General features: G+C 63.2%; 4 protein-coding genes and 1 pseudogene. 3 read left to right on the top strand and 2 right to left on the bottom strand.

Annotation, left to right across the window (positions count from 1 at the left end):
- Positions 1-26: 26 nt before the first annotated feature.
- A complete protein-coding gene (locus ELI80_RS16105; RefSeq protein WP_161596485.1) occupies positions 27-584 on the bottom strand; it encodes a uridine kinase family protein in 558 nt (185 codons plus the stop codon).
- A gap of 740 nt (positions 585-1,324) precedes the next feature.
- Between ELI80_RS16105 and ELI80_RS13760 the strand changes: the two genes are divergently transcribed.
- The 3 genes and pseudogenes from ELI80_RS13760 to ELI80_RS13750 all read left to right on the top strand — a co-directional run.
- Positions 1,325-1,699 carry a transposase gene (locus tag ELI80_RS13760; protein ID WP_080623370.1) on the top strand — a complete coding sequence of 125 codons (375 nt, stop codon included), beginning with the start codon at positions 1,325-1,327 and terminating at the stop codon, positions 1,697-1,699.
- Positions 1,696-2,049: an IS66 family insertion sequence element accessory protein TnpB gene (gene tnpB, locus ELI80_RS13755; RefSeq protein WP_136652561.1), complete on the top strand. Its 354-nt coding sequence runs from the start codon at positions 1,696-1,698 to the stop codon at positions 2,047-2,049. Before ELI80_RS13760 ends, tnpB begins: the two co-directional genes overlap by 4 nt.
- 79 nt (positions 2,050-2,128) lie before the next feature.
- Positions 2,129-2,491, top strand: a pseudogene (locus tag ELI80_RS13750) (transposase domain-containing protein); the annotation flags it as partial.
- Positions 2,492-2,813: 322 nt separating this feature from the next.
- Here the strand turns inward: ELI80_RS13750 and ELI80_RS13740 are convergent.
- Positions 2,814-3,211: NADPH-dependent FMN reductase family protein (locus tag ELI80_RS13740; RefSeq protein WP_500048778.1), on the bottom strand; the 398-nt coding region annotated here is incomplete at its 5' end.

Below are 3,211 nucleotides of genomic sequence, written 5' to 3'. Positions count from 1 at the left end.
GTTCTGCAAACTACGTCGAGAGCCGACTATTTCAGCGGCCTGTTAAAGTAGAAGTCCTCAGCAGCCTGCCACTGGTACTCCCAGGCACCCATCTCACCTTCGCGGGCGAGAAGCCTAGCCTGCCGGACAGGTTCGTCAACCTTCAACAATACCGAAAGATCGATCAGATCGGCCAGTTCCGGCCGGGCCGAGTATACGCCTTCGAGGATGATGATCTGCCTCGGTTCAATGCACGTGGGTTCGTCGAGGAGTCTTCCGTCAAACGTCTCCCAGTCGAATGCCCGCCAGCTGGCGCGATGACCCGCGCGCAGGCTCTCAAGCACGGCACGCTGTCGTACCCAATCGATGCAGCTGTGAACCAGGCAGGCGGGAGGCTCCTCACGTATGGACGTTCCTCCGGCATAGAAGTCGTCACCCTCGACCAGCGTCGCGCCCAAGTCCGCAGCAAGGACTGCAGCAAGCGTCGATTTGCCAGTGCCGCTGCGCCCATCGATGGCAACCGAAAGCGGCCGTCGGCTGCAAGCCGCTTTCAGGGAAAGCAAATCGCTCAATGCGCCGAGGTCAGCTGGGTGGTACTGCGTCATGACTGCTGTTTTTTTCTTACAGGTTCATTCTACTGCGCATCGGGCTGACCCCGAACGTGGGCACTCACATCCCACGATGCGCATTTGTCGACCGATGCTTTCTATGCGTCAGGCGGGATCCAGTGGATTCCCCTCTAACTCTAGTCAAGGAGACAGGCAATTGGGCCGCCTTCTATCCTCCGCATCCATGCTATCGGAAGTAGCCATTGCCGGGTAGGATATTTTCCCAAGGTTGCGCTCAGAAGCGTGGCGGCGTCCTCATCTAAATGGACGACCCCTCACGCCTAGTTTAGCGAATCCGTTGGAAACTCTGATCAGTCGGCACCGCAGTTCTGAGGTTCCGACAAGGTTAGGCGGGCGTGTAGCGCAGCCGGATCACGTCTTCGTCCATGAGATCATGGGCGATCAGGCGGAGCGGTCGACGGCCTTGGGTAAAATAGGGCTTGCCTCGTGCAGAAGACGAGAGGACTCGGCGCCAGCCAAAACCGCTATCCTTGCGGGCGTTGCCGCAGAAGCTGAACGGAATCGGCGATCACCAGGAGACGTCCCTTCAGGACGCCCAAGAGGCAAACGCTGCGCAGGTGGCCAGAGCCTGAGGCGCACGGGCGCACAGTTGCACAACGTCCTGCGGCGTAAGCGCTGTTCTGACCCCACCTTCCTGCTGAATCTGTAAGCTGCGATGCGCCCTCTTGTGGAGATTTGCACGGGAGGTGTCAGTGGGAGTCCATCGGGAGCGCAGTATGGAGGCCATTGGGTTTGTGGAGCTTTTGGCGGCTCCGGCGGCCAAGCGGCGATGGTCTGACGAGGCGAAGGGCCGGATGGTTGCGGAGACGCTGGTGCCCGGGGTCACGGTGAACGAGGTGGCGCGTCGGCATGGATTGAAGGCCAACCACCTGTCGTCTTGGCGGACACTGGCACGGAAGGGCAAGCTGGTGGTGCCCGAGGTTGCGGGGGCAGAGTTTGCAGCACCCGTTGCGTCGCCGATGGTGGTCCCGACAGTGGCAACGATAGCGTCGATTGATCTGATCCTCGGGCCTGTGACGGTGCGCCTGGATGCAGCCACGCCCGCCGCACGGGTCGCGGAACTGGCTGTGGCGCTGCGGGCTGGCTCATGATCTTCCCATCGAACCGGGTGCGGGTCATGGTGGCCACGAAGCCTATCGACTTCAGGAAGGGCCACGACAGCCTGGCCGCGATGGTGAAGAACGAACTGCGCAAGGATCCGTTCACCGGGACGATTTTTGTCTTCCGGGCGAGGAAGGCAGACAGGCTGAAGCTGCTCTACTGGGACGGCACCGGTCTGGTGATGGCCTACAAGCGGCTGGAGGAGCACACGTTTACCTGGCCTGCCGTGAAGGACGGGCTGATGCTGATGAACCATGCACAGTTCGAGGCGCTGTTTGCGGGGCTCGACTGGCGGCGGGTTCGGGCCATCGGTGCGAAGGCCCCCGAAGCGGTGGAGTGACGGGATTTGCCCTGCGGCAGGATGACTCGGTCGGTGCTTTCGGCGGGCATCGGCAGGGTAGCCATGATAGACCCGCGCCATGCCGAAGACCGCTGATCTGCTTGAAGAAATTGCTGCGCTGAAGGCGCTGTTGATCGCCGCGGATGCGCGCGACAAGCGCAAGGACGAGCGCATTGCGCGGCTGGAGAAGCTGGTCGCGGCCTTCAAGCAGGCTGTCTTCGGCCGGAAATCGGAGAAGAGCGATCCGGACCAGTTCGAGCTGGCGCTGGAAGATCTCGAAACCGCCTTGGCGGTGATCCATGCCGAAGAGGATGCCGAGGATCGCGCTGCCAAGCGCCCCGCCAAGCCGCGTGTCGCCAATCGTGGAGCGCTGCCCAAGCACTTGCCGCGCATCGAAGAGATCATCGAACCGGACAGCGGCGCATCCCGTCGCTGCTGTGGCGCTGGTGAGTTTCGGGGGACCGGCTGCCTATGCCTTTGCGCTCCTGCACGGGGCGGGGAACGGCATCGTCACCATCGCCAAGGGCACGCTTCCGCTGGCGCTGTTCGGCGCGGCCGGATACGGGCGGCGGATCGGCTGGCTCAATGCGCCCGCCCGCGTCCTTCAGGCGGCGGCGCCCCTCATCTTCGGCGCGGCGCTGACGGCCTGGGGTCTCTCGGCGATCTGGCTGACGGCAGGGATCGGCGTCGCCTCCTTCGTCGCTCTGCTGGCCCTCAGGCGGACTTGAGGCGGCGCGAACGGGCCTCGTGAACCCGCCGCGCGCTCAGGTTGCGGCGGAGAGGTTCACCCGCTTCATGAGCGCAGCCGCCGTTTCCTTGCGCTCGGAGTAGCGGTCCACGAGATACGCCTTCCGGTCGCGCGTGAGCAGCGTGAACTTCACCAGCTCCTCCATGACATCCACGATCCGGTCATAGAGTGGCGACGGTCGCATCCGCCCCGCCTCGTCGAACTCCTGAAACGCTTTGGGGATGGAGGACTGGTTGGGGATGGTCAGCGTTCGCATCCAGCGCCCGAGAACCCGCATCTGATTTACTGCGTTGAAGCTCTGCGAGCCGCCGGACACCTGCATGACGGCGAGGGTCTTGCCCTGCGTCGGACGCACGGCGCCCTCGGATGTAAGCGTCCGGCGTAGGCGCCTACTTCTTCCGAGGTTGCCACCGT

The sequence above is a fragment of the Paracoccus aeridis genome (assembly GCF_004923205.2).
In the GTDB taxonomy this organism is placed as follows: Bacteria; Pseudomonadota; Alphaproteobacteria; order Rhodobacterales; family Rhodobacteraceae; genus Paracoccus; species Paracoccus aeridis.
This window is presented reverse-complemented; position numbering and strand designations above follow the sequence as displayed.